We start from the raw sequence: 22,882 nt of genomic DNA on the forward strand, positions 1-22,882 counted from the left end.
TCATCATGTTTGACACCACCATTCATGATGGTGATCATGTTTGAGGTCAAGGCGCATTCGACGCGCCGAAGTAGGAGAGCCCTCATGCGATACCCGCCCGCCGAAACGGCAGAGAAGCACCAGCGCATCTTGGACGAGGCTTCGAAGCTGTTTCGCGAGCGCGGCTTTTCGGGGGTCAGCGTGAGCGAGCTCATGGAGGCCACCGGCCTCACGCACGGTCCGTTCTACAACCACTTCGCCTCGAAGCAGGCGCTGATGGAAGCGTGCATTCAGCACATCGCGGCGAAAGCGATTGCCGAGTTGGAGGCCGTGCCATCGTCGGAGCGCGGCAAAGCGGAGTTCTTCGCGGCGTACCTCTCCACGGAGCATCGGGACGCACCGGGTGCGGGTTGCCTCAGCGCCTCGCTCGGTCCGGAATGCAGCCGAGAGGCGGGGCTTCGGCAGGCCTTCACGGAATACGTTCGAAACATCATCTCGACGAGCGCGCGCCACTTGCCTTGGAAGGGCAAACGCAGTGCGCGCAGCCAAGCGATCCACAGCATGGCGGCCATGGTCGGCGCCATCGTTCTCGCGCGCGGCGTGAGCGACGACGAGCTGTCCGAAGAGATCTTGAACGAGGTGCGCCGCAGCCTCGAGTGATCACCCGCTACGCGGGAATACTTCGCGTAGCTGCTCGATGGCCTCGGCCAGCTCAGTCAAGGTGGGCTTGGAGAAGATTTGGTGCAGGGGAAGGGAGATCTCGCAGGTCTCTCGGATGCGCCCTACGACTTGGGTGGCCAGCAAGGAGTGGCCTCCCAGCGCGAAAAAATTGTCAGCGCGCCCGACCCGGGCGACACCGAGGACTTCGACCCAAATTTCCGCGAGGGCGATTTCCGTGGTGCCGATGGGGGCTGCGTAGTCCGCCTGCGCGCTCGGGCGCTGCCCGGCCAGTTCGGACAGGGCTGCCACATCGCGCTTGCCATTGCGGGTCAATGGAATGCGGTCGACCAAGGTCCAGCGCGTGGGAAGCATGTAATAGGGGAGTTGCTCGGCGGCGAACGTGCGCACGTCGGCGAGCAGGCGGTTCGCACCGCGCCAGCGCGCAGGTGGTGCGCTGGAGCCGGCGGCCGGCGCATCGGGCCGGCGAGCGTAGACGTTGTAGAGGCCCGTGGTGGTGAGCTGCGGATCGCGAAGGACGGTGGTGCGGTATCCGTGGCGATGCAGCAGGGCCGTGACCTGCGCGAGGCGCCCATTCACATCGTGCACCTCGATGACCATTTGGGCGATCTTCGGGTAGTCCTCCTCGCGGATGCCGGCCAGCACATCGAGCTCGCTCTTCTCGACGTCGATTTTGAGCAAGTCGATGCGCGTGAGGCCGTGCTCGGCGATGACGTCGCTCAGCGGGCGGATGCGGCAGCGGTGCGACTCGGTGGTGAGGCGTTCGGCGAGGAGCTCGTCGAGGACGTCGTCGGCGAGGTGCACGCCCTGGGACTCCAATTGCTGCACGAGGAAGGCGCGGACGACGTCGCGCTCGTCGGCAGGATCGGCGAATTGGCCCGATAGCACCGTGGCATAGGGGTAGTAACCGAAGGTGACGGTGTCCTCGGCGGCGCCCAGACCGTACGGCAACATGGTGGCGGGGATGCCGTGCACCTCGAGGTTGCGTGCGAGCACCTCACGCAGCGGCGGCATGGGTTCGCAGGCGAAGATGCGGGGTCGTGCGCAGTGTTGGGCCACGAACAGGTCGAAGAGGCCGATGTTGGCGCCGACGTCGAGGACGCAGGCGTCGTCCGGCAAGGTGATGCCGCCCTGGAGGTAGACCGCATCGGTGAAGATTTCGCGGGCCATGAACTCCGTTTCGGAACGGTTCACGGCAAAGACGGTGCTGCCATCGGGCAAGTCGAGCGTGGTGTGCTCCTCGCGTTCGGTGAGGGCGCGCAGCCGGCGCACCGGGGACGCCTCCGGCTCGGAGGGGACGAGGAAGGCCAACAAGTGCGGCTCGCCATCGACGGTGTGCGCGAGCACGGCGGCCTCGCCGATTGCGGGGTGCTTGCTCAGGGCGGCCTCGATCTCCCCGAGCTCGACGCGGAAGCCGCGGATCTGGACCTGCTCGTCCAGGCGACCATGGAATTCCAGCGTGCCGCCGGCCCGGTAGCGGGCGAGATCGCCGGAGCGGTACATGCGCGCGTCGCGGTTCTCGGCGAAGGGATCGAGGCGGAATCGTTCGGCGGTGAGCTCGGGGCGATGCAGGTAGCCCGCGGAAACTCCAGGGCCACTGACGTGAATTTCGCCGACGATGCCGTCCGGCACGGGATTGCCGTACCGATCGAGCAGATGGACCCGCGTGCCGGTGATGGGCTGGCCAAGGGGCGTGTCGCCGTCGTCCGTAAGAACGTGATGCGTGACGTGCACCGTGGTCTCGGTGATTCCGTACATGTTGACGAGACGCGGTCGCTCGTGACCGAAGCGCGCGAACCAAGGCGCGATGTCGGCGGGGGCCAAGGCTTCGCCGCCGAAGATGACGAGGCGGAGGCGATGGGCGAAGCCGTCCTGGGCCTTGTCGATGGCGCGCACGAGGTGACGAAACGCCGACGGCGTTTGATTGAGCACCGTGACCCGTTGCTCGAGGAGGAGCTCGGCGAAACGCGGCGGATTTCGGCTCACGTCGAAGGGGACGATGACGAGCTTCGCGCCATGGACGAGGGCGCCCCAGATTTCCCAGACCGAGAAATCGAAGGCCGGCGAGTGGAAAAGCGTCCACGTATCACGGTGATCGAACGAGGTCCACGAGGCCGTGGCTGCAAACAGGGCAACGACGTTTCGATGATGGACGCGCACACCCTTCGGGGTGCCAGTGGAGCCCGAGGTGTAGATGACGTAGGCGAGATCGTCCGGGGTGGGAACGCTGCCGGTCCACAGCTCCTCCTCGCTGGGGGCATCGACGGCCAGCGTGGTGCCCGTGAAGGCCGGAAGGAGGCCGGCGGTGTCGGAATGAACGAGCGCGATGGGCGCGGCAGAATCGCGCAGGAGGAAGGCGAGTCGCTCGCTCGGGTTGTCGGGATCCAAGGGCAGGTAGGCACCGCCGGCCTTGAACACGGCAAGCAACGCGACGATGAGATCGATGCCCCGCGGCAAGCAAACGGCGACGAGCGTCTGGCGCGTGCAGCCGGCTGCGCGCAGGCGGTGGGCGAGTGCATTGGCGCGCGCATCCAATTCCGCATAACGGAGTTGCTCGGTGCCGGCCACCACCGCAACGACCTCGGGGCGTTCGCGGATCTGGGCCTCGACCATGTCGAGAAGGGTCACTTCCGGCACGGGCAAATCGGCGGGCTGGCGCCGGGTGAGCGCGGCGCGTTCGCTGTCGGTGAGCAGCGACAACTCGCGCAGCGATCGGCGAGGGCGCTGCGCCATGTTCCGCAGCAGGGTGCGCAGTTGATTCAGGACATGCTGCACCGAATCGCGGTCCAAACGCCGGGTGTCGTAGAGGGCGTGGATGCCGAGCTTCTCGTCGGGGATGAACAGCACCGTGAGCGGGTAGTGCGTGTGAAAGGTCCCACCAAGCAGACGCAAGGCCGGGCCGCTGTCGGTGCCGCGAAAGAGGTTTTCCCGCAGCGGGTAATTCTCGAAGCCGAGTAGCGTGTCGAACAACGGCGTTCCCGGGGGCAACTCGGCGCACGCTTGGATGCGCACCAGCGGCAGGTGCTCGTATTGGCGCGCCTTCGCTTGCCGCGCTTGCAAATCGCGCAGCCAATCGGCCACGCTCCGATCCGGCTGCAGCGATACACGAACCGGCAGCGAATTGATGAACGCGCCCACCATCTCGTCGGCACCGGCCAGCTCGGTGGGGCGTCCTGAGACGGTGGCACCGAAGACCACGTCGGTCTTGCCGCTATGGACCGACAAGAGGTACGCCCACGCCCCCTGCACGACGCTGTTCAAGGTGAGCTGCTCGGTACGCGCCATCGTGCGCAGCGCGGCGGAGGTCTCTTCGTCGAGCTCCACGCGCAGATCGGCGTGAATGCCCTCGGCGGCGGGCTGGCCGGGCGTTTCGCGCTGGTAACCGATGCGGGTCGGTCGCGTGAAGCCCGCGAGCTCCGTGCGCCAGAAAGATTCCCCCTCGGTCGTATCCGCGGCGCGCTGCCAGGCGATGTAATCGCGGTACGGCCGACGGCGCGCCAACGTCGCCTCGCGGTGTTCGTAGTACGCGCCGACCTCGCCCAGAATGAGCGGAAGGCTCCAGCCATCGACCACCAGGTGATGGATCGTCCACACGAGAAGGTGCTCGCGTTCGCCGGTGCGAAAAAGCGCGAGGCGCATCAGCGAGGGCTCGGCCAGAGGAAACGCGTGGGTACGGTCCTCCGCGAGAAAGGCTTGGAGGCGTCGCTCTCGTTCGGTCGCGTCGAGTCCGCGCCAGTCGCCGTGCTGCCATTCCGTGTGTGCGCTGGCGGCGGGCACGACGATCTGCATGGGTTCGTCCAGACCGTCCCAGACGAAGCCCGTGCGCAGCGCGGGGTGGCGCTCGATCACGCGGTCCCATGCTGCGCGCAATCGGGCCTCGTCGAGGGGCCCGGTCAGGGTCATCCAGAGTTGCTCCAGGTACACGCCGGTGTCCGGCTCGTAGAGCACGTGGAACAGCAGGCCCTGTTGCAAGGGAGAAAGCGGGTAAATGTCCTCGACGTCGGCGCTCACGGGCGACCTCCTCGGGGTAGTTCCGCGCGCACGGCATCGATGACCGCGTTGGGGTTCGCATCCAGAAAACCGTGGTCACCCTCGAAGACGGTGAGCCGCGTAGGCCCGGTGCTGAGCGCCTTCCACGCCTGCAGCGCCTCCGGCTCGAAGCGGCTATCGGTGCGGCCCGCGTAAAGGACGAGGGGGCAATCGAGCAAGGGCCTCTCGGGCCGTCCCTTGGCGCGAATGGACTCGCACAGCGCCGAATCGGCGCGGGTGGACGGCAGAATGAACGTGAGAAGCGCCGGTTCGGCGAGCATCTTCGGCGTGAGCGAGCCCCGCTGACGGAGCTCGCGGATCAGCGCTGCGTCGCCGAGGTGGCTCAAATCGTACGAGCCTCGTTCCTGCCAGGCGGGGATGACGGCCGAGAGCACCAGCGCATGCGGCTGGACGCCGTATTGCCGGCGGAGTGCCACCGCCAATTCGGCGGCGAGCAGGGCGCCCATGCAGTGCCCGAACAGGACGAACGGGGCATCCACCCAGGGCTTTACCGCAGGGACCAACTCCGCGAGCAGCGCGTCGATGTCCGCGATGGGCGTGTCGCGCAAGCGGTCCTCACGGCCGGGCAATTGAATCGCCGCCACCTCCGCGGCCTCGCCCAGGCGCGCCGGCCAATCGCGGAACATGCTGGCGCCCTTTCCCGAGTAGTGGAAACAGAGCACGCGCGGCCGCCCATCGGCGGGTGTGGCACGCGGCAGGCCCGCGGGGATCCACGGAGAGCTTTGCGCCGTGCTCATGGCTCCCCCGTCGGGCCGCTCGGCGCGGGTTGCTTCGGCGCCTTGTCCTGCCGCGCGCGCCGGAAGGAACCGAGCACCGCCTCGAGCCGGCGTTGATCCAATCCGGCCACCGGGAAGTCCGACGGCGAATAGGCGCCGGCACCTTCGCTCGTACAGTGCGCAATCAGGGCGCGCAAGGCTCCGACGTAAGCGTCAGCCAACGCCGAGGCGCTTGCCGGATCGTGGCGGTGAGGGTCATGCGTGATGGCGATTTCGAAGCGGCCGTGTCGCACGTGGCAATTGATCTCCAGAGGGTAGGGGCGAGGATTGGCGGCGCCTCGCCAGGGGTCGGCTGCCTCGGGGGCGAGGCGGAAGGTGGAATTTCCGACGCGATCGAGCTGTCCGAGGTAGTTGAATCCGATGTTCGCGGCGGGGAGCTCGCCCAAGGCGCGCTTGCCAGCGTCGTCGAGGTAGCGCAAAAGCCCGAAGTCGGCGGGCCCACCGGGCACGGCGCGGCGCTGCTCTTTCAAGGCGGTGAGTGCGCGCCCGGGCTCGGTCCAAGGGTCGATGCCGTGCAGGTCGAGCCGCAGCGGCGTGATGGTGGTGAACCAGCCGACCGTGCTCGATGCGTCGGGCATGCTCGACGGATCCATTTCACGGCCATGCCCCTCGAGATCGATGCGTACGCGGCGAATACCGGCCCAACGATGCAGCGCGCCCGCGAGCGCGGTGAGGAGAAGCTCGTCGGTGTGCGTGCGGTACGCGGTGTTCGCCCGGGTGAGCAGGCTCTCGGTCTCCGCCTCCCCGAGGGCGCGTCGCTCGGTGCGGGCCGCCCCTTCCGTGTTCGGACCATGTTGCCCCGGCAACGGATCCACCGGCCCCGAGAGCAGGCGCGCCCACTCCGGAATCTGGCGCGCGAGCTCGGGCCGCGCCGCCGTGCGCGTCAGTGCCTTGGCCCATCGGCGGAAAGAGGCCGGCGGAGCCGCGTTCTCGGTGCCACGCAGGGCCGAGCCCAGTTGATCCAGCAGCACCCACCACGAGACTCCATCGATGGCGAGGTGGTGCACGACGACGAGCAGCCGCCGGCACGATCCTTCGGCGGTATGAAACAGCACCACCCGGGCCAGCGGCCCATCGACCACATCGAGCTTGGCATTGTACTCGGCCGCGAGTGCCCGCACGTCCGCCGGCTCGAGTGCGCGATCGATGACGACGGGCAGCGCGTGCGGATCGTAGCGCGTGTGCCACCCCTCGCGATCCTGCCAGTAGCGCATGCGCAGGGCATCGTGCTGGCCGAAGACCTGCTGGACCGCGCGCTCGAGGCGCTCGACAGAGAAGTCCCCCGTCGCTTCGACGACGAAGGACTGATTGAAGTGCCCTGGCTGCGGCAGCTCCAGCCCGAAGAACCAATGCTGTATCGGTGTGAGCGGCAGCTCGCCTGCCTCGGTCTCGGTCTCCAGCGCATCGGTGCGAAGCCGCGCGCGATCCGCGGCCGCTGCGAGTTCCGCGATCGTCTGATGCTGAAAGAGATCCCGCGGAACCAAGCGGACGCCATGCCGGGCTGCCTTGGCGACGACCTGGATTCCAAGTATGGAGTCGCCGCCCAGCTCGAAGAAGCGATCGTGCACGCCCACTTGGGCGACCCCGAGGACTTCGCTCCAGATCTTCGCGAGCAAGGCTTGCGTGGGGTTCGTAGCCTGCACGAACTCCGTGTCCACGGCCGCGCGCGCGTCGTCGGGCTCGGGCAAAGCCTGCCGATCCAGCTTGCCGTTGCGCGTGACCGGGAGGCCATTGGGCAGAAGGACGAACGCGGAAGGAATCATGTATTCGGGCAGGCGCTCGCGCAGGTACTCACGCAAGGCCGCGACGAGTGTGTCCTTTTCGCGGTGCGCCGGCACGTTCGCGAGGGCGGACCAATCCAGTCCGGAGCCGATTCTCCTTTCGAGGAGAGCGCCCGCGGGGGCGCGTCGATCCGCCACCACGAGGTCGAACCGACCCGCGGCGCCCGACTCCGGCCAATGCGCCTCGGCGGACCACGACTCCGCACCGCCGGGCAGATGCTCCACCAGCCGACAGGCCGTCTCCGGATCGATGCCGGATGCGGCACGCATCGCGGCACGCAACCCCCCAACGGTCGCGGGCCGCTCCGCCTGGAGAACGTGCCGCGCGTGGCTCAATGTGGCGAGGCGATCGTCGGGCAGATCCGTGATGCGCACCTTTGCCGGCCGCTCCGAGGCAATTCGGGCTGCCATGTCGGTCAGCGCCTCGCCGTGCCACGCCCAGCGGGTCGGGGCCGGCGTCTCGCATGTCGACAGGATCGCATCGACACGGAACCGCGTGAGCTCGTTGCGGCTCGCGCCGCGTTTGAGCAGCACCTTGGCGGATGCAAGCCCGGGCAGGCGCACCGTCAGCTCGGAGAACAACGCCGGATGCAGGAGCAGCTCGCGCTCGCGTTCTTCGGCGGCCGTCGCATGCCGCAGCAGCGATTCGACGGGCATCGCATCGTCTGCGCGATGGAGTTGCACGGACAGGCGAAGTGCTTCTGCCAAAGCGAGATTGCGGACGTCGCCCAGGAAAATAGCGCCTCCCGGGGCCAGCATGGCCGCCGCCGCGCGCACAACGTCGACGAGGTAATCGAGGCTCGGGAAGTACTGCGCCACCGAGTTGATCACGACCAGATCGAAACGGCGCTCGCCGAGCGCACCCAATTGGTCCGCACCGAGTTGCTGCAGTTCGACGCGGGCTGCGAGCTCGGGGGTCAGGACGCGCTCGCGGACATGCGCCAGCGCGGTCGCCGATACGTCCGTGGCGAGGTAATGGCGACAGTGCGGGGCCACGCGCGCGAGCAAGAGGCCCGTGCCGCAGCCGATCTCCAGCACGCGCTGCGGTGCCAGCTCGAGGATCCGCGCGACCGTGGTATCGACCCATTCGCGCATGTCTTCGGAAGGAAAGGGCAGTCCCGTGTGTCCGTCGACCCACCCGGCCAAGTTGAACGATGGGTCCTCGACATCGGGTGCGCTGGCGTAGACGTCGTCGAAGACCTTCGTCCACTCATCGATCCGTGCCGCGGACGGACCTTCCGTCGTTTCCGCAGCGGGTGTGACGTAGGCGACTAGCTTGCTGTCCGTGCGCTCGCCCCGGGCCATGACCGCGGCCTCGCGCACGCGCGGATGCTGGTTCAGCAACGTCTCGATTTCGCCGGGTTCCACGCGGTAGCCGCGCACCTTCACCATGGCGTCGACGCGGCCGAGAAACTCGATGGTCCCATCGGCCCAGAAGCGCGCGCGATCGCCCGTGCGGTACATGATCGCATCGGGACGCAGGCCGTACGGATCGGGCACGAACTTCGCCGCGCTCAAGTCGGGATCGCCGGCGTAGCCCAGGGCGAGGCACTCGCCGCCGATGTACAACTCGCCGGGCACGCCGATCGGACACGGATGCCGATCGGCATCGAGCACATAGTAGCGCGCATTCTGGATCGGGCGGCCGTAGGGGATGCTCGGCCACGCAGGGTCGACGCGCTCGATGTCGTGGAAGTTCGACCAGATGGCGGCCTCCGTGGCACCGCCCAGGCCGACCACGCGGGCCTTGGGGAAGCGCGCGGCGATCTGGCCGGGCAAGGTGACGGGGATCCAATCGCCGGAAAGGAACACGAGCCGCAAACGGCTTTTGCTCCAGTCGTAATCTGCAGTCTCGAGGAAGGGCGCCAGTTGGCGCAAGGCGGCGGGCGCCGAATCCCAGAAGGTGATTTCACCGGAACAGAGCCAGTCGAGCAATCGCGTCGGATCGGTGACATCGCGCGCCGATGCGATTCGGATCGATCCTCCCGCCGCGAGCAAACCGAAAACGTCGTAGACCGACAGATCGAAACAGAGCGACGTGAGAAAGAGGACTCGGTCCCGCGCGCCGATGCCGTAGCGCCGATTGACCCAGTCGATGGTGTTGACCACCGGGCGGTGTTGCAGGACCACGCCTTTGGGCGTTCCCGTCGAGCCGGAGGTGAGGATGACGTAGGCTCGGTCTTCGGGACGCACGGGACATCCCGGGCTGGTCGCAGGGCGCCCCGCCAATGCGGCGCGGTCGTCGAGGCAAAGGATGCCGCATGGCTCGAGCAAGGCGCCCAGCCTGGGGGCGTGTTCGATCTGGGTGAGCACATAGCCCACGTCGAGCGCGCGGCAGGTGTCGGCGATGCGCACGTCAGGATAGGACGGCTCGATGGGCACGTAGGTGCCGCCGGCCTTCAAAATGCCGAGAAGGGCGGGCACCATCTCGAGGCTGCGATCGAGCACGACGGCCACAGGGCTTCCGCGGCCGATGCCCTGCGCCACGAGGTGGTGCGCAATGCGATTGGCCCACGCATCGAGCTCTCGGTAATCGAGGCGCTCGTTTTCGAAGAGCACCGCCGTGGCCTCGGGTGTGGCAATGGCGGAGGCTTCGAACAGCTCGTGCAGGCACCGATCCGCCGGGTAGGGGTGCGCGGTATCGTTCCAGGCCGTCACCATCTGGGCATGCTCGGCCTCGGCGAGCATCGGCAACGCGGCCACCGGGCGATCGGGTTCGCGCACGGCCGACTCCAGAAGACGAACCAAGTGCTGCGACATGCGCGCAATCGTGGCTGCGTCGAACAGATCGGTGCCGTACCGGATGGATCCGAGCAAGCCATCCGCCTCTTCGACGATCCACAGCTCCAGATCGAAGCGTGCCAGGTTTTGCGCCACCCCGCGGGATTCCAGCGCGAGACCGCCCACGTCGAGTCGCGCGCCCGGCTCGCCCAGCGCAAAACGCACCATTTGGCTGTCGGGCATGCGGTAGGGCTTCTGCACCAGGAATACGACGTCGAACAAAGGCGAGCGGCTGGCATCGCGCTCCACGCCAAGGCGGTCGACGAGCTCGGAGAGCGGGTAGTCTTGATGGGCGAGGGCGCCCAGCACCATGCCCTTCGTGCGCGCGAGAAGCTCGCGGAAGCTTGGCCGCCCGGAGAGATCGGCGCGCAATGGCACGAGGTTGACGAAGTAGCCGAGGGTATCGGCCAAGGCGGGATTGCGCCGCCCCGCCGTGGGCGAGCCGATCACCATGTCTTCGGCGGCGCCATGGCGGTGCAGGAGCGTTTGAAACGCGGCCAGCAGCGCCGTGTAAAGGGTGACGCCCTCGGCGCTTGCCAGTGCGCGGAGCGGCCCGGCGAGTGCGGCCGGCACGTGGAAGGTGTGCGCTGCGCCCCGGTTGGTCCAGACCGGAGGGCGCCGGGCGGCCGCGGGCAAGTCGATCACCGGCGGGCGGTGCGCGAGAGCCTCGCGCCAATACGCCCAATGCGTTTCGCCGGCGGGGCCCTCCAGCGCGGCATGGGTCGCGTGCACGTAGGCCGCGTAGCTCGGCGGGACCGGTCCCAGCTCGGGATCGCGACCCTCGAGCGCGGCTCGGTAACAGGTGCCCAATTCATCCACGAGGATGCCCAGGGACCAGAAGTCCATGGCGATGTGGTGCACCGCCAGAAGCAACACGGCCTCGCACGCGCCCCGGTCGATCACGCAGACGCGGAGCACGGGCCCGTCGATCAAGTCGAAGGGGCGATGCGTCTCCTCGGCAAGCTTGGCCTCGACGCGCGCTTCGTCCCAGGTGCGACCGTCCACGTGGGTGAAGGCCACCGGCAGCCGTTCGTGTACGCGTTGGAAGGGCTTACCTTCGCGTTCGCCGTAGGTGGTGCGCAGCACCGCGTGCCTCGAAACGAGGCGATCCAGCGCCGCGTGCAGCGCCTGCACATCGAGCGCGCTGCGGACGTTGGCCGCGAAGATCTGGTTGTACGAAGGGCTCTCGGGCTCGAGCTGGTGCAGGAACCAAAGCGCGCGCTGCCCCGGGGACAAGTCCGCCTCCGGCGTGGCTTCCATCGCCGCGACGGGGACGGCGGGCGCGCTCGCTTCCGTGCTCGTGCCGACGCGCGCCATCAGCGCGGCCAGGGTCATGCGATCCAACAGGTCGACCTGCTCGATGTGCATGCCGAATTCCGCGGCCAGCGCATTGCACACCTCGATCGACGTCAGCGAATCCAGACCCAACGCGACGAGGGGCGTCTGCGCATCGATCTCCGCCGTTTCCGCGCGCAGGGCTTGGCCAACGACACGGCGCACGCGCGACTCGATGGGGAGCTCGGGCGGAGCCGCCACCTCTTCGTCTGAAGACTCCTCCGTGTCCAGCGACTGCACGGCGAGCACCCGCAGTGCGCCCTCCAGGTAGCGGCTGCGGCACAAACGGCGCTGAATTTTGCCGCTGGACGTCTTGAACAATTCGCCGCGCGCGACCAGGGCCACCTCCGCCAGCCGCACCTCGCACTCTTCCGCGACGGCGATGCGAATGGCCTGCATCGCACGGGCGTAGTCCGCGTCGGTGCCTTCCTCGCGCACCTCCTGCAGGACGATCACGCGCGCATCGTCCTCGGTGGCAAAGGCGGCCACGCAGCCCAGACGCAGCATCGGATCGCTGTTTTCCGAGGCGCGCTCGAGGTCCTGCGGATAATGATTGCGCCCGCGGACGATGATCAGGTCCTTGTGCCGCGATGCCAAATACAGCTCGCCCTCGTACCGAAAGCCCAAATCACCCGTGCGCAGGTAAGGGCCTTCACCGGTCTCGGTGCGCGCGAGGAACGTGCGCTCATTTTCCTCCGGCCGATGGCGGTAGCCGCGGGTGACGGCGCGCCCGCGCACCCAGACCTCGCCAATTTCGCCATCCGCACACGCCGCCCGCGTGTCGGGATCCACGATGGCCAATTCCTGGCTGGGGACCACGGTGCCGCAGCTTGCGAGCTCCTTCGCGCCCGGCGCCGCGGGCGAGGTGACCGCGAGCCGTCCTTGGCCGAGTGCCTCGGCGTCGACCCAGAGCGTCCGACTGACCCGCGCCGGTTTACCGGCGGTGACGATCAACGTCGCCTCGGCGAGTCCATAGCTTGGATAAAATGTGTCGCGGCGAAACCCCGACCAGGCGAACGTCTCGGTAAACTTGCGGATCGTGCTCGCTCGAACCGGCTCGGCGGCGTTGAAAGCGGTTCGCCATCGGCTCAAATCCAACGTGTCGCGGTCCGCCTCGCGGACTTTCGCCACGCAAAGATCGTAGGCGAAATTGGGCGCGCCGCTGATGGTGCCGCCGAATCGATCGATGGCGCGCAACCAGTGCACCGGATTCGCCACGAAGGACAGCGGCGACATCAGCTGCGTGGGATTGCCCAGGTACAGCGGCAAGAGCATGCCCGCGATGAGTCCCATGTCGTGGAACAGCGGCAGCCACGAGACCATGCGACTCTGTTCGTCGAGCCGCCAAACCTCGCTCATGTCGGCGCAGTTCTCGAGCAGGTTGGCGTGCGTGACCATCACGCCCTTTGGATCGCCCGTCGATCCGGACGTGTATTGCAAATACGCGAGCCCCTCGGGCTCCTCGCGCGGGTCGAAGTGCGGCGCGGGATCGAGGCCGCGGTCCGTGACGATCCACCGCATCGTGCGCAGCGCCGGGGCCTGCTCCACGTAGCCCTCGAGCACCACGCGGATGTCGTCGGTGGTGAGCGCCAGTTCCGAGCCGGCGTCCGCCACCACCGCGAGAAGGCGCGGAAGGGTGCGCGACACGCGGCGCGGATCCGGTGGATAGAGCGGGACCGCGATGGCGCCGGCGTACAGGCAGCCAAAGAAGCCGGCCACGTAGTCCAACCCCGGTGGGTACAACAGCAGAACCGGTCGACCGAAGGCGCCTTCACGGCTCAGTCGTGCAGCGATGGCGCGGGCGCGCGCGTCCAGTTCGGAAAAGGTCAACCGGTCGGTCTCGGTCTCGCCATCTCCGAGAAAGCTGTAAGCCAAGGCATCTGGATGGAGCTCTGCGCGACGGCAAAGTACGCCACCAAACGTTCGGAAGTCCTCTCGCCGCATGGGCTACCCATTCCAGCTTGGCAAGCCAAGTCAAGCGGCCGACAGGAAAGTTTTTACCGGTCGTTCGATAGATACTGAAAAAGGGTGGCGCGCGCGAAAATCGTTATTTCCTCGGTGTCAATATGGCACGCGCCAGCGTGTCGGCTTCGTTGGCCAAGCGTGGGCAGTCGCGCGGTGCACGGCGCGCGAGATGCAGAATGGCGCGGTTCGTCGGCTGCGAAAGGCGAAGGCTGCACATGGCCAATGCGCACGTATGCCATTGCAGCCAGCGCACCACGAGGTCTTCCAGCTCGCCGACGATCCACGAGTAATCGAGCTCTCCAGCCTTCGGCGGCGCGGCCTGTTCGAGCACGCGCTTCTCCTGCCCCAACAAGCGAAAGGACGTGTCGCCGGTCTTCTCCAATTCGAGAATGCGATCGTGCTCGTCGCGCGGGGCACGGCAACGCAATCGGTAACGCCCCGGCTCGACGAAGCCGCTGCCGTTGGGAAGCGCGCCCGGCAGTCGGTAATAGAGATAACGGCTTTCGTCGAACAAGATGATTTCGCGGCCGCTGTAGATGCGCAACGTCGGATGGTGAAACTCCAGCAGGGCAAAGCTGTCAGGCAGGCCCGCGATGGGTTGCAATGCGGGGAGGATGCGCGGCTCGTGTTCGTGCAAGTCGCGCAGGTACCCGTACAATCGTGCCCATTGACCAGGCGCCGGCTCGGGGCCTTTGCGGTAAAGCCAATTGCGGGCGCGGGCCATCAGGGTGGGGGCTTGCGTGGATGGCGTCGTATTCATTCGGGCCTTACGGCCCTCATAGGCCTCATCTGCCATGGATCTCTCATTCTGCGACCGGTTCATGCGGGGACCTCCGGGTACGGTGCGGCCCTTGCGAAAGCGCAGCCCACGAGAATGCATGCCGCACCGGATGCGCGAATGGCGGAGGCGCCGCTCGTCCAATCGATGAGGGCTCCGCCGAGGAGCGTTCCAATGCCCATGGCGGCCATGGCGAAGGTTTGCATGGTGCTGCCCGCACGGCCTTGCAGTTCGTCGGGGATGAGTGTCAGTCGCAGGGCGAGGTTGACGCTAAGAAACGACGCGTTCAACGCGCTCGAGAGAAAGACGCCGGCAATGAGCGGCAGCGGCGATGTGAAATGACCAATGAACAGATTGACGAGGCCCGCGCCGGCCAAGCTCCCGAGCAGCACCGGTTTGGCGCGGCCGTGGGCAAGCTTTCCGCCGAGCGCATACCCCGTGGCGGCGCCCAGGCCACCCGCGGAGAGGATCGTCCCGAGCACGGCCGACGACATTCCATGGCGAACGACGTGCACCGTGATGGCCGTGACCAATGGCGCACTCGCCACGGACTCGAGCAGCACCAGCGACGTGAGCACGCGCATCGATGGCTGACGAAACGTGAACGCGACGCCCTCCCACAATTCACCGAGGATGCTCGGTTTCACGGAATCGAGCGCGTGGGCGGGGACCCGTAGGAAGGCGAGCAAGGTCACCGACACGAGAAACGTCATCGCGTCGATGGCCATGGTGGTGCCCGCGCCCAGGGTATGGGCCAACGCCCCGGCGAGGGCCGGCCCCATGATGTAGCCGAGGGTGACCGAGGCGTTGACATACCCGGCGGCCGTTCCGAGCTGCTCTTTTCGCACGAGGCTCGGAAGCGCCGCCTGGTATCCGGCTGCAAACATCGCACTGAGAAGACCGAGCGGTACCGCCACGAGATAAAGCAGCGGTACCACCGGCCGCCCGAGGATGCTGGCGAGGGGAATCAACGCGGTGAGCAGGGCACGCCCCACGTTGGATGCGAGCATCATACGACGCCGATTCCATCGATCGGCCAATGCCCCTGCCAGCAGACAGAATGCTACCTGCGGAATGAACTGCAGAAGGGCCACGATGCCGACCTGCGTCCCCGACCCGGTTTCCTGAATGACAATCAACGGAATGGCCGTCATCGTCACCGCGTCGCCGAGTGCCGATATACCTTCACCGGCAAAGAGCAGCAGGAAGCTCCGATTCTGCCAAATGTTTCCGCTGCCGGGCATGCGCAGGTCGTCTTGATTCATACGGCGCTCGCATTCTGCGCCGTGCGCAAACTCAGGGGACGCATGTCTGTCCACACCTCCTTGATGTACGCGAGGCATTCTTCTTTGGTGCCGACCTTTCCAGCGTCGTTCCACCCTAGAGCATTGTCCCGCGCATTCGGCCAAATGGAATATTGTTCTTCGTGATTGACTACGACTTTGTAGATTGATTTGTCGTCATCTCGACTCATGTTTTGGTTCCTTGTTCGTTCTCCTTTGGTTCGTCGAGTAGGCTTTCCAGTTCGTCGTAGAGTCGCGCCATGGCTTCCGAGCCGCAGGAGCCGGCGGAGTTCTTTCCACGGATGACACCCTCGATGGTCAGCTCGCGCACGTCGTCCGCGAAATGGGGGCAGGCGGCGCGGAGCTCGGCCAGCTCGAGCTCGGAGACGTCGACGCCGCGGTCTTCGGCTTTGCGCACCAACTCGCCGACGACGTGGTGCGCTTCCCGGAAGGGAAGCCCGCGGCGCACCAGATAATTGGCATATTCGGTCGCGAGAATGTGCCCGCTGCGCGTGGCCTCGCGCATTCGATGGGCGACGGGTTCCATCGTGCGAACGATGTCGCTCATGATGTCGACGCTGGAGACGCACGCATCCAAGGCCGAAAACCACGACGTCTTGTCCTCCTGGACGTCCTTGTTGTACCCGAGCGTCAAATTCTTCACCAAGGCGAGGAGGCTCATGGCGTCTCCCATGGCCGTTGCCGCCTTTCCGCGCACCAGCTCGAGCACGTCGGGATTCTTCTTTTGCGGCATGATGGAGCTGCCCGTGCAATAGGCATCCGCCAGCCGCAAAAAGCCGAATTCCTGCGAGGTGAAGATGATGATCTCCTCGGCGAACCGCGAGAGGTGGACCATGAGAAGCGCCGCGTGCGCGGTGAACTCCACCAGATAATCGCGGTCCGACACCGAATCGATGCTGTGCATCGTGGGCCGCCGGAAGCCGAGCTGCGTGGCGGTCTTCCAGCGGTCGATGCCCAGCGAGCTCCCGGTGGAGGCGCACCCTCCCAGCGGGCACTCGTCGGCACGGCGGACGCCGTCGAGGAGGCGCGTCCGGTCGCGGTCCAGCATGACCACGTAGGTGCTTGCCCAGTGCGCGTAGCTGGTGAACTCCGCGCGCTGCAAGTGCGTATACGAGGGCATGACCAGATGGCCATGTCGTTTGCAATGGTCGAGCAAGGTGCGCTCGAGGAGCTTCACGCGCTCGGCCAGATGCAACGTGGACTCTTTGAAGAAGATCCGCTGCGCCGCGGCCTGCTGATCGTTGCGGCTGCGCGCGGTGTGGACCTTCTTTCCCACCTCGCCGAGACGCTGGGTCAAAAGCATCTCGAGGTTCATGTGGATATCTTCGAGCTCGGGATCGAGCTCGATGCGGCCGGCGAGCCATTCTTCGCGGATGGCGCCGAGCCCCCGTTCCAGCGCCGCGCCTTCTTCGGCGGTGAGCAAGCCCGTCGCGCTCAGCATCGACACGTGGGCCATGGATGCGCGCACGTCGGCCTCGAACAGGCGGGTCTCGATAGGCAGGCTCGTGTTGAAGCGCACCAGCCTGTCGGACATGCCCTCGCGAAAGCGGCCCGCCCACGGATTCGAGGGCGCCTTCATCGACTACCCCGCGCCATACGGAGTTCGCGGTCGCCCTCGATTTGGTAGCGAAGGGCCATGGTGCGCAAAAAGCCGGTGGCATCGTCGCCGCTGAATTCCACGCCGCGATGCAGGGTGACCAAGTCGCGCGAATAGAGCGAATGCTCGCTGCGCACGGCGGCGACGGTGCACGATCCTTTGTAAAGGTCGATGGAGACCTCGCCGCTGACGTGGCGCTGGCTGTAGTCCACCATGGCTTGGATGGCCTTGCGCTCCGGCGCGAACCACAGGCCTTTGTAGACGATTTGGCTGTACTCGTTCACCACCAGATCGCGCACGCGGGCGACTTCGCCGCTCAGGGTGGCGCATTCCAGACCGCGGTGGGCCTTGTGCAGAATGACCAATGCCGGATTCTCGAATACGCCGCGCACCTTCATCCCGTTGATGCGGTTTTCGATGATGTCCTGCAGCCCCACGCCGTTGCGCGCGCCCGCCGCATTGAGCTTCACGATGATGTCGACCGGCGAGAGCTTCTCGCCGTTGACGGCCACCGGCACACCCTCGCGAAAATCGATGGTCAGCCGCTCGACTTGGTCCGGCGCCTTGGTGGGCGGGGTGATCCAGCTCGCGTGTTGCCATTGGAAGGCGTTCTCGATTTCCTCGAGGTATTCGCCCTCGGTGGTGAGGTGCACCAGGTTCTCGTCGTGCGAGAAGAGATCTTCTTTGCTGTGCTGAATGGGAATGTCGTGCTTGGCGCAATATTGAAGTAGGTCTTCGCGCGACGCGAGATCCCACAGGCGCCACGGCGCAATCGTGGGCAGCGACTTGTCCAGCAGGATGGCCGAAAGTTCGAATCGGACCTGGTCATTGCCCTTCGGGGTGCAACCGTGGGCCAGGGCATCGCCGCCTTCGCGCCGCGCATACGCGATCATGCCCTCGACGATGACCGGGCGCGCGAGGGGCGTCCCCATGAGGTAGTGGCTCTCGTACACGGCATTGGCCTTGAGGGCCGGAAAGACGAAGTTCTCGATGAAGTGGCCGCGCACGTCGTCGACGTAGAACACGTCGGCGCCGGCAGCTTTCGCGCGATGCTCCAGCTTTTTCCAGTCTTCGCGCTGGCCGAGGTTGGCGCAATACGCCGTGACCTTGCAGCCGAAGCGCTCTTTGAGGAAGCGAAGTGCCGCGGAAGTGTCCAGGCCGCCGGAATATGCAAGTACGATGTGATTGGGATTCATGAATTCGCTCCTGCCATGTTGCGAGACACGGCGGCGCTGGGCGACACCGTGAGGTTGGTGGACGTCGAGCGTTCCGCCGCATCGGACGATTTGGCGGGACGCTTCCCTGGAAGTGACGCAGCGGTGTCGCGCACTTCGCGGAGGCTCAAATTGATTTGGTACGTTCGCCCGTCGAGCGCAATCGTGCACCCGGCGCGCCCGGGAAAGGTGCATACGCGCAGCGTGTCGATGAGCTCGCGCGCCGTGGTGGTCGCATGCGGGTCGAGGTTGAGAAGGGCGCGCATTTCCCGCAGCTTGTGGTGCGTTCCGGGGTGGGCTTGCGGATAAAGTTTGTATTCCTCGTGCACGATGGCTGGCCAAGTACTTCGAAAAAGCCGAATGGCCTCGTCCTCGTGTTTTCGATACAGCGTCTCGCCCGTATCTTCGGGCGTCACCAGCACACGGGCCTGGGCAATCACATCGCCCTTGTCGACCTCCGCCACCATGCGGTGCAGGCTGACGCCGGCGGGCGTGCCGTCGAGCACCGACCAAACGTAATAATAGAATCCTTTGTTGTAAGGTAAATAGCCAGGATGCAGATTGATCGCGTCGATCTTGGGAAGGCTCAAGAATCGATCGTCGAGAATGTAATCGTAATAGATGCTGAGAAGGAAGTCCGGCTCCAAGTGCCCGACGAGCTCGTCGAATTCGAGCCGGGCTTCTTCGACGTCGAATACGGGGACGTCATGTTTCTCGCAGAGCGCGCGAATCTCCGTGCCCCAGGAAATGGTCTTCTCGGGGTGGACGATGACGGCGCAGAGCTCCGTTCCCTCGTTCGATAGAAGAATGCGCAATGCTTCGTATCCGACCCGATTGTCGACGCACGCAACCACGCGGCGTTTCTCGTCCGTTTTCATGAAGTAGGCTCCTCGTTCTCGTCATTCGTTGGAAAGGATGTGGGCTGCTGCACGATCGAGCGCGTGGTCCGCGTCTCTCCAGAATTGGGTTTTCGCTCGGAGGCGCGTGCGGTGCGTCCTCCAATGGGAAACGAGCTCCTGCAAAGCGAGCTTCGTCGAGCCGGGGCCGCCGCCGTATTGGGAGGCGAGGGCCACCGAAGCGGCGTCGAGACCGTCGGTGGAGACGCCCGCCTCGCGCAAACCGCGCCGGGCGACGTCCTCCAGCGGCTCGCCATTTTCCAGCGCCGTGCGCACGAACGCGCCGACGGTGTGGTGCGCCGTTCGAAACGGAACATGGCCTTGGCCCACGAGGCGATTGGCCAGCTCGGTGGCCGAGGTGTGACCGTCGCGGGCGCGCGCCTCCATGATGGGGCGGCGCGGCTCGGCCTCCGCCGCAATGAGGCGCAGAAGAATCACGGCCTCCGTGGTTTTGCGTAGGGCATCCCATACGGCGGACACGGCCTCGGTTCCTACGGCAATGGAGTTGGTGAATGGCTTGGCGTGGCAGGCGTGAACGGCATGGGTGAAGGCTCCGAGCGCCGCCGCCGCGCGGCCCTGGACGTGCTCGAGGAAGTACACGTTGCGCTTTTGCGGCATCATCGAGCTCGAGCCGACGAGGTGATCGGGAAACGAGAGAAAGTCGAATTCCGACGTGCTCCAGAGAAGGAAGTCCGCGGCCATGCGGCTGAGGGTCACGCCGAGAATCGAAGCGGCGGCGAGCACGCGAAGAACCCCGTCGCGCGCGGCGACGGCATCGATGGAGTGCGCCGTCGGGCGCGCGAAGCCGAGAAGATCGGCCGTGCGCTCGGCGCGAATGGGGAGCGACGTTCCTCCCACGGCGCCTGCCCCGAGCGGCGATACGTCGAAGAGCGATGACGTGCCCCATAGCGCGTCGAGATCGCGGTCGAGTGACGCGGCAATCCCGGCCAGATAGTGCCCATAGGTGATGGGGACCGCGGCCTGGAAGTGGGTATACGCGGGCATGACCACGCCGGCGTGTCGGTTTGCACGGCGAAGCAAGATGGTTTGTAGGTACAAGGATTCGCGCACGAGCCGCACCCATGGCGCGCGCAACCGGAGTTTCTGCGCGGTGGCATTGAGATCGTTGCGCGAGCGTCCCAGTTGCAGCATGCCGCCGACGGACATGCCGGTTTCGGTAATGAGGTGATCTTCGTAAAGCAGGTAAACGCCGCGCGGTGCGGTGCGGCCACGCAGGGGCTCGAAGCGAGTCCGCCGAAGCTGGTCGATGGCCGAAAGAAGGGCGGCGGCGGTATTTCGGTCGATCAGCGCGCTCTCCGCAAGCATGACCACGTGCGCGCGATCCACCTGTGCGATGAAGGGCAGCTCGGCATCGAGGGCGGCATCGGCCGTCGGGCCGAACAGAATGTCGCGCGCGGTGCGGCGGATGGTGCGGGTGATCCGTCCGGTGTTTTCCATGTCATTCGCCTCGGGCGACGGTGAGCCGCACCAGCTCGCGGGCCCGATCCGCCAGGGCCATGGCGTCTTCCGAGGTGGCGCCGGTGGCGATCACGTGACCGATGCGGTCGCGGAAATCGTGGCGGCACGCGAGCTGGGCGCCGACCGCAGCGTACATGCGCGCGTCCGCAACCCCACGCAGGCGCGCCGCCTCCTCGAGACCGTCGATACGTTCCAGCGTGCCCTCGGCCGGCGGAAGAAGAAAGCGCAGGGACGCATGCCGCCGATGCAAAGGCTCGCACGAATGCGCTTGCCGCGCGATGCGTGCGACGGTGTTTCGCACCAGATCCACACCGGTCGCGAGGCGGACGAGCTCGGGAATGAATCCGCCGGCCAGGCGCGGATTGACCTCGATGATCGCCGGTCCCGACTCCGTATATCGAGTTTCCGTGTGTGCCGGGCCGAATCCAAGGTTGAGTGCGTCGAGCGCGGCCCGCGTGATTCCCGCGAGGGCGTCGCGCTGCACGATGTGCAGTGGCGCGGGATGGTCGTGCCCAACTTCGACGAAGTAGGGAGGGCTCCCCAGGTGTTTCGCGGTGATGCCCACCACGGTGCGGTCGAATGTCTCCACGGAATACTCGGGACCCTGCGCGATGGTCTCCACCAGCACCGTGCGCGGGACTGGCTGACCGCGCTCGTTCACCCCGTGCGCGAGAAGCGCCGCCGCGTGCGCCAATACGCCGTCCGGCGATGAACACGAAGCCACGCCCACGCTGCCGGAGCCGCTGACCGGCTTGACGATGACCGGATATCCAAACGCGTCTGCCGCGCGAACGGCGTCCTCCGGCGTGTCCGCCCCACGAAAATCCGGGACGGCCACACCCGCGGCGCGCAGCCGCAGCCGCTGCACATGCTTGTCACGGCAGGCGGCCAGCGCCGCCGGATCGGGGCCCGGTAGACCGAGCTGCCAGGCCACCTGCGCCGCGGCCACCACGAAGTACTCGGAGCTCGACGTCACGCCGGCGAGTCCTCTTCGGGATAGCTCGCGGGAAGCCTCGAGCAGGGCCGCGGCATCGCTCGTGTCGAGGGTCACGACGTCGCAATCCTCGGCCGAGAGGTACGGATACCTTTCGGGCGTCGAGGTCAGCATCACCGGTTGGAATCCGAGCTCGCGCGCGGCTGCGAGGAACAGGCGCCCGGTACCGCTGGTGTTGCTCTCGACGAAGGCGATGCGCGGCCGGCTCATGGCGACACCGCAACCTGCGAAAACGTGGTGCCCAGGACGTGCTCGTACGATTTGCGATTCCACGAGAGGTACGACCAATCGGGGCCCGCGTCATGCGGGTGGTTCACCCGGCGTGGATTGTCCGGCAGGCCGTCTCTGTACACATCGTTCTCTCGAAGCCATGCGTCGTTGTAGACGGTGTCCTGGTAGCGGTAGCCTTCGTCGGGAAGCGTCACCACGACATTCACCTCCGGCCGCCGCGCCGCCCACCATTTTGCCACCAAGTACCCGGCGCCGCTCGTGGGACCCATGTACAATGCATGCTCGGCATGAAGCGCGCGCGTCCCGCTGAAGCCGTCGGAGGCGCTCACCCAGTGAATCTCGTCGAACGTCGTATGGTCAACATTGCGCGGCATCAAGCTATTGCCGAGACCGCGCAGCAGCCGTTTGCCGTCGGCCTGCCCGAACAGCGTGCTCCGATGCGTATCGACGCCGACGGCGGTCATTTCGGGAAAGACGCTTCGCAGGTACGACGTCGTACCGCACATCGAGCCGCCGGAGCCCACGGCCCCGACGAGAACGCCCACGTGCCCGACGCTCTCCGCGAGCAACTCCGCAAAGGGTGCGTAGGCGCGCGGGTTGTCCGGATTGTCGTATTGCGACGGCCAGAAGTGCCGGGGAAACTCCGCCTGCAATTCCGCCATGCGCGCGAGCCGCGCGCCTTGGTAGCCGCCCACGGAGGCGGGCGTGCGCACGATTTCCACCCGCGCGCCGAGTTGCTCCAGGCGGCGCTGCAGCGGAGGCTCGATGGCCGGATCGCTCACCAGAATGAGCTGGTATCCGCGCAGGCGGCAGAGCATGGCCAGCGCGAGCCCGAAGGTGCCGGAGCTCGTCTCGATGACGACGCCCCCCGGCTCCAAGATGCCCGCCGCGCGCGCCCTGTCCAGAATGAAACGGGCGGGCAAGAGCTTCATCAGGCAAAATGCAGCACCATACAGATTGGGCCCCAGGCGCACGATGCGCGGCAACACCAAGGCTTCGATGATATCGGACTGCGAAGTTCGAATCGCCATCGTTGGTAATCCC

13 protein-coding genes are annotated in these 22,882 nt (G+C 66.3%); 1 reads left to right on the forward strand and 12 read right to left on the reverse strand.

Annotated features, from left to right (window positions below; translation table 11 throughout):
- The first annotated feature begins 84 nt into the window (after positions 1–84).
- Positions 85–639 carry a TetR/AcrR family transcriptional regulator gene (locus LZC95_17185; protein ID WXA98554.1) on the forward strand — a complete coding sequence of 185 codons (555 nt, stop codon included), beginning with the start codon at positions 85–87 and terminating at the stop codon, positions 637–639.
- Here the strand turns inward: LZC95_17185 and LZC95_17190 are convergent, their stop codons facing one another.
- The 12 genes from LZC95_17190 to LZC95_17245 all read right to left on the reverse strand — a co-directional run bounded on the left by LZC95_17190 (position 640) and on the right by LZC95_17245 (position 22,869).
- Positions 640–4,668, reverse strand: a complete 4,029-nt coding sequence (locus tag LZC95_17190) for an amino acid adenylation domain-containing protein (protein ID WXA98555.1) — start codon at positions 4,666–4,668, stop codon at positions 640–642.
- Entirely contained in the window at positions 4,665–5,444 is a 780-nt protein-coding gene (locus LZC95_17195; GenBank protein ID WXA98556.1) for an alpha/beta fold hydrolase, read from the reverse strand. The genes LZC95_17190 and LZC95_17195 overlap by 4 nt, the downstream gene beginning before the upstream one ends.
- A complete protein-coding gene (locus LZC95_17200) occupies positions 5,441–13,324 on the reverse strand; it encodes an amino acid adenylation domain-containing protein (GenBank protein ID WXA98557.1) in 7,884 nt (2,627 codons plus the stop codon). The genes LZC95_17195 and LZC95_17200 overlap by 4 nt, the downstream gene beginning before the upstream one ends.
- A gap of 103 nt (positions 13,325–13,427) precedes the next feature.
- Positions 13,428–14,105 (reverse strand): hypothetical protein, encoded by a 678-nt coding sequence (locus tag LZC95_17205; protein ID WXA98558.1) that lies wholly within the window; start codon positions 14,103–14,105, stop codon positions 13,428–13,430.
- 59 nt (positions 14,106–14,164) lie between these two features.
- Positions 14,165–15,388: an MFS transporter gene (locus tag LZC95_17210; protein ID WXA98559.1), complete on the reverse strand. Its 1,224-nt coding sequence runs from the start codon at positions 15,386–15,388 to the stop codon at positions 14,165–14,167.
- Positions 15,385–15,597, reverse strand: coding sequence for an MbtH family NRPS accessory protein (locus tag LZC95_17215; protein ID WXA98560.1), 213 nt, complete (start codon positions 15,595–15,597; stop codon positions 15,385–15,387). The genes LZC95_17210 and LZC95_17215 overlap by 4 nt, the downstream gene beginning before the upstream one ends.
- Positions 15,594–17,006, reverse strand: a complete 1,413-nt coding sequence (argH, locus tag LZC95_17220; protein ID WXA98561.1) for an argininosuccinate lyase — start codon at positions 17,004–17,006, stop codon at positions 15,594–15,596. Before argH (LZC95_17220) ends, LZC95_17215 begins: the two co-directional genes overlap by 4 nt.
- A complete protein-coding gene (locus tag LZC95_17225; GenBank protein ID WXA98562.1) occupies positions 17,003–18,220 on the reverse strand; it encodes an argininosuccinate synthase in 1,218 nt (405 codons plus the stop codon). The genes argH (LZC95_17220) and LZC95_17225 overlap by 4 nt, the downstream gene beginning before the upstream one ends.
- Positions 18,217–19,116: a hypothetical protein gene (locus LZC95_17230; protein WXA98563.1), complete on the reverse strand. Its 900-nt coding sequence runs from the start codon at positions 19,114–19,116 to the stop codon at positions 18,217–18,219. The genes LZC95_17225 and LZC95_17230 overlap by 4 nt, the downstream gene beginning before the upstream one ends.
- Before the next feature lie 21 nt (positions 19,117–19,137).
- Positions 19,138–20,592: an argininosuccinate lyase gene (gene argH, locus LZC95_17235; protein ID WXA98564.1), complete on the reverse strand. Its 1,455-nt coding sequence runs from the start codon at positions 20,590–20,592 to the stop codon at positions 19,138–19,140.
- 1 nt (position 20,593) lies between these two features.
- Entirely contained in the window at positions 20,594–21,817 is a 1,224-nt protein-coding gene (locus LZC95_17240) for an ATP-grasp domain-containing protein (protein WXA98565.1), read from the reverse strand.
- Positions 21,814–22,869 (reverse strand): cysteine synthase family protein, encoded by a 1,056-nt coding sequence (locus LZC95_17245; GenBank protein ID WXA98566.1) that lies wholly within the window; start codon positions 22,867–22,869, stop codon positions 21,814–21,816. Before LZC95_17245 ends, LZC95_17240 begins: the two co-directional genes overlap by 4 nt.
- Positions 22,870–22,882 lie beyond the last annotated feature (13 nt).

This window comes from Sorangiineae bacterium MSr12523 (assembly GCA_037157775.1).
GTDB lineage: Bacteria > Myxococcota_A > Polyangia > Polyangiales > Polyangiaceae > Pendulispora > Pendulispora brunnea.